The sequence below is a fragment of the Synechococcus sp. MU1655 genome (assembly GCF_023630655.1).
GTDB lineage: Bacteria > Cyanobacteriota > Cyanobacteriia > PCC-6307 > Cyanobiaceae > Synechococcus_C.
The window spans coordinates 1-4277 of sequence record NZ_JAKUHK010000176.1 but is presented as its reverse complement, the minus strand read 5'-3'; the positions used below and the strand labels follow the sequence as shown (position 1 = coordinate 4277).

General features: G+C 53.0%; 3 protein-coding genes and 1 pseudogene. 2 read left to right on the top strand and 2 right to left on the bottom strand.

The genetic code is table 11. The annotated features are described in order from the left end of the window. Both NCN04_RS08570 and NCN04_RS08565 read left to right on the top strand, forming a co-directional pair. A pseudogene (locus NCN04_RS08570) lies at window positions 1-272 on the top strand (ABC transporter ATP-binding protein); the annotation flags it as partial. Window positions 273-672: 400 nt separating this feature from the next. Further along, complete coding sequence (locus tag NCN04_RS08565; protein WP_250395814.1) at window positions 673-2346, top strand: cellulose binding domain-containing protein; 1674 nt, start codon at window positions 673-675, stop codon at window positions 2344-2346. Here NCN04_RS08565 and NCN04_RS08560 read toward each other — a convergent pair. After that, window positions 2343-3341, bottom strand: a complete 999-nt coding sequence (locus NCN04_RS08560; RefSeq protein WP_250395813.1) for an RluA family pseudouridine synthase — start codon at window positions 3339-3341, stop codon at window positions 2343-2345. The two genes, NCN04_RS08565 and NCN04_RS08560, sit on opposite strands and share 4 nt — an antisense overlap. Continuing rightward, the coding region (locus NCN04_RS08555; protein ID WP_250395812.1) for an MFS transporter at window positions 3342-4277 on the bottom strand (936 nt) is incomplete at its 5' end.

Sequence of the window (4277 nt, the reverse complement as noted above, 5' to 3'; positions counted from 1 at the left end):
TCTGCGATGAGAGCGTGAGCATGCTCGATGCGGAGATCCAAGCTGAAGTCCTGGCCCTGCTGAGACGTCTGCAGCAAGACTTAGGCCTGGCGATGATTTTCGTGACCCATGACCTCTCGGTGGCGAGTGGCTTCTGCCATCGCGTGATCGTGCTGGATCGAGGCAAGGTTGTGGAAGAAGGTCCTGGCGATCAGTTGCTACGCCACCCAGAGGCTGCGATTACCCGCACCTTGGTCGAAGCCTGTCCGCTGCTGCCAACCAGAAACCGATAACACCAGCGGGCATTCATCCATGACTCGATGTTGTGGTGTTGATGCACCCCTTCGCCTTCGTTTTCGTTTTCCAGCAACTGGATTCGTTCTTCAAACGGCTGAATCCTCTCCATCGTGAGATGAGGCGCCCAACCAAAACAACTTGAACGCATAACGATTGGCAAAATCTTATCGGCAAGATATTGGCAATGTTCGATCTTGCTTCACAGCCTTAGCCGATTAATCACTGCACAAAAACCATCCCGCAAACGAACAGTTTTCTGACGCAAATTGGACAAGGGCAGGGAAAGATAAGCCGCTATTTCCACCATGAATACATTCAGACACAGGTTCCGCCCTGGGAGTCAGAACTTGGTTGGACTTCAGAGCTGAGATGAGATTGTCCCCCATACCAAGGGCCATGGAATCCACGAATGTCTTGCAAACCTCCATCACCGGTGATCGCTGGTGGAGGGGGTTCACGGCTGCAATAACCCTCACCAACACATCCACACAAGATCTCGAAAACTGGAGCTATAGCTTCGATAGCCCTCACCTCATCAACACGGCTCCTTGGGGAGCCGAGATCAGTGCGGTTCGTCTCGACAACGGCCTAACGCGGTACACCCTGACCGGTAAAGACTGGGGAGCACGGATCCCAGCAGGAGAGTCGGTCAGCATTGGATTCAATGGCACCCAAGGCACTGAGATAGGAAACGAAGGGGAGCTTTCTGCTGCATTGCTCTTCGGCACAGACAACGCGATATCGCCGATCTCACCATCAAACGAAGAAAGCGCTGGGATTTCTGACGCCCCTTCAGAGCCGGTGCTGGAACCAATCATTGAGACACCTCCGATGACGTCACCGATGGAGCCGGCAATGACGTCAGCAATGGCAGAACACGGCTTGGGGGATCACGGGATGAACCATGACCACTCCATGCAGCAATCGTCCGAAAGTGGGTTCACAGACATCAACGTCTGGGGCTCTTTTCATGACTCCAATCACAACTCAGAGCACAACGAACTTGTCGGTGGACGAACCGCGATTACAACGGAAGCGTTATTGGCTTACAACGGCTTAAGGGACTTTGCAGGATTAGCCCCAGTTGACATCGAGGCTATCGGCGCATGGGCTTTTGAAAATGAGCTCACCAATAACAGCCAGGCCTGGGGGAACGATCTTCAAGGCGTTGGGCTTTGGTTTGCCATGCAGGGAGCCAAGGTGGGTTGGATCGCCGATGCGTCCTACGACCCACAAATCCTGGCCGACATTCAACGCACGGCCCGCCTAGGCAGCAGTGGCGACGTCATGCAGATGGTTGAACAGTTTGGCCATGAAGGATTTGCCACTTATCTAACAACCAATCAACTCGAAGAACATTTCATCAATACCCTCAAGATGGAGCCGCATTATGGCGGCTGGATGCATGCCAGAACCCATGGCTTTCTTAGCATCGAAGGGGTGGCTATTGCCCACGATATTCATCATTTAACAGTTTTGGGATGGGATCAAAACGAACCCTTTATGAATGACACCTTTGACTGGCCTCAGTGGCCGGCCCTCGATGTCAGCGACAACACTGTGATCAACTATTACCAAGGCATTGTTGAGCTGGGAGATCCACTCTCAGAGAACCTAAACAATCTTTCTGGAACCACACCACTGATTGGCTCAACCGATTCAAATTCTTCCCTTAACCCCTCACCCTCTGATCCCGGAACTGTGCAACCGGATCCTCTCACTGGCTCTCCCCTGGAGATTCAGGTGAGTGGTGATCTTTGGGACGGTGGCTTCACCGTCTCGATGAACGTGACCAATCAAAGCAATCAATCATTGGACGATTGGGGGGTGAGTTTCATCAGCGCTCATCAGTTTTACGGAGAATCCTGGGGGGTTGATGTCTCCACGCAAGAGCTTGGAGACGGCCTTTACCGCTACGAGCTCAAAGGTGCTGACTGGGCACAATCGCTTGCTGCTGGTCAAGCCATGACGGTGGGGTTCAATGCATTGAGTGGAGAGGAACTCAACGGGGATGGATCTCTTACATCCGAACTGCTGATGGCCTCAGGCACAGAGCTCACGCTCCTCTAAGTACACCGTTTCCGCAACACGATCAGCAGTTTCTCCATCACCGATGGGACTGGGGCCTCAAACAACATCCGCTCTTTTGTGATCGGATGATCGAGGCCCAACTGAAAGGCATGCAGAGCTTGCCCAGGAAGCTCCAACGGCAGTTTCCTGCAGCGGCTGTAAGTGATGTCCCCCACCACGGCGTGATTGATATGGGCGCAATGCACGCGGATCTGGTGTGTTCGCCCCGTATCGAGCTTGAAGCGCAAGAGGGAGTAATCGCCAAGTCGCTCCTGGAGAGTCCAATGCGTGCGCGCATAGCGACCGCTGTCATCACTCACCACTGCATATTTTTTGCGATCCACAGGATGACGACCGATCGCGCCAATGATCGTTCCCGACTCTCCTTGCGGCACCCCGTGGACCACAGCCAGATACTCACGTGAAGCAATCCTCTGTTGGATCTGGGCCTGGAGACGAACCAACGCCTCCTGAGATTTCGCCACCACGATGCAGCCGGTCGTGTCTTTATCGAGACGATGGACCACGCCCGGCCGTAATTTGCCGCTGATCCCTGGCAAATCCTGGCAGTGATGCAGCAACCCATTCACCAGGGTTCCGTCCTTATTCCCAGGGGCAGGATGCACGGTCAGTCCGGCTGGCTTATTGATCACGATCAAGTGCTCGTCTTCAAACAGCACATCCAGCTCCATCGGTTCTGGCTTGAGGTAGGGAAGCGGCTCTGGCGGTGGCATCCAGAGCTGCACCTGGTCGCCTTCGCGCAACGGCGTTTTGGCCTTAGCAGTTTTGTCATTAACGCGGACATAGCCAGCATCAATGAACTTTTGAATCCGGGCTCGACTTTGCTCCGTGCGCTGACTCACTAACCAACGATCCAAACGCATTGGCAGCGGTTTGGGGTAAGTCAGCGTGACAAGAGTTCCTTCCCCCTCACCAAATGCATGGTGCAAATCCGGATCGATGGTGCCGCTAGGAGAGTTCACTAGATCTGTCATTCATGGCCGACTCAAAGACACCTTGGGTGTTCGACGCAAAGGGATTTGAGTCACAAACGCAATCAGAACCAAAAGTACAGCGAACGTCAGCAATCCTTTCCAGCCCCACACTGGCCAAATCCGAACCTGCAACAGTCCTGCCACAACCGATGCAGAGAACGCACTGACAAAAAGCAGACTGCCTAGTCGTGATCGCGATGCCTGGTCCAAAGAGAACACACGCGATTGATTGGCGACATAACTTCCCTGCACCCCAAAATCGATACAAACCAAACAGAGCACAAGAGCAAGCGTTGAGGAACCTGCGAAAAAGAGTCCAAGCACGCCCAACAACGTTGATAGCGTGCATCCAATAATCACCCAGAATGCGCCATAACGATCAACAAACTTCCCCACAAACTGCGCCGAAAGAATACTGGCCAAGCCAACAAGCCCAAAAGCACCAATTTGGGCTGAGCCAAAAAACCACGGAGCCTTGGCTAAGTGCAGAGACAACCCAGTCCAGATCATCATGAATGCCGCAAACTGGAGCCCCTGACTGGCGCAGGCACAACGAAGCACGGCGAATCGCCTGATCAATGCCAATTGCGAGACAAGGAGCTTTTGATAAGGCACATCTACACACTCCACATCCCGCGGCATGAGACGTGGCCAAAGGAATGCAATCAAAAGCATCAGGAGAGACGAGACAAGATAGATACTTCTCCAACCAAAGAAATCAGCCAGAACACCACTAAAAAATCGAGAGAGGAGGATTCCGGAAAACTGACCGCCCAGAAGGACACCCAAAGCATGACCACGTTCTGACGGAGGAATCAGCCCAGACAGAAAGGCTGGAAGCATATAGGACGTCAGAGAACACAAGCCAAGGCAATAAAATGCTGCCAAAACAAAGTGATAATTCAAACTCAAAACCACCGCAAATGCTGATGCAGA

Bases quoted from the DNA above. Each gene is read 5' to 3' on its own strand.
- NCN04_RS08565 (WP_250395814.1), top strand. From the start codon at position 673: ATGGAATCCACGAATGTCTTGCAAACCTCCATCACCGGTGATCGCTGG.
- NCN04_RS08560 (WP_250395813.1), bottom strand. From the start codon at position 3,341: ATGACAGATCTAGTGAACTCTCCTAGCGGCACCATCGATCCGGATTTG.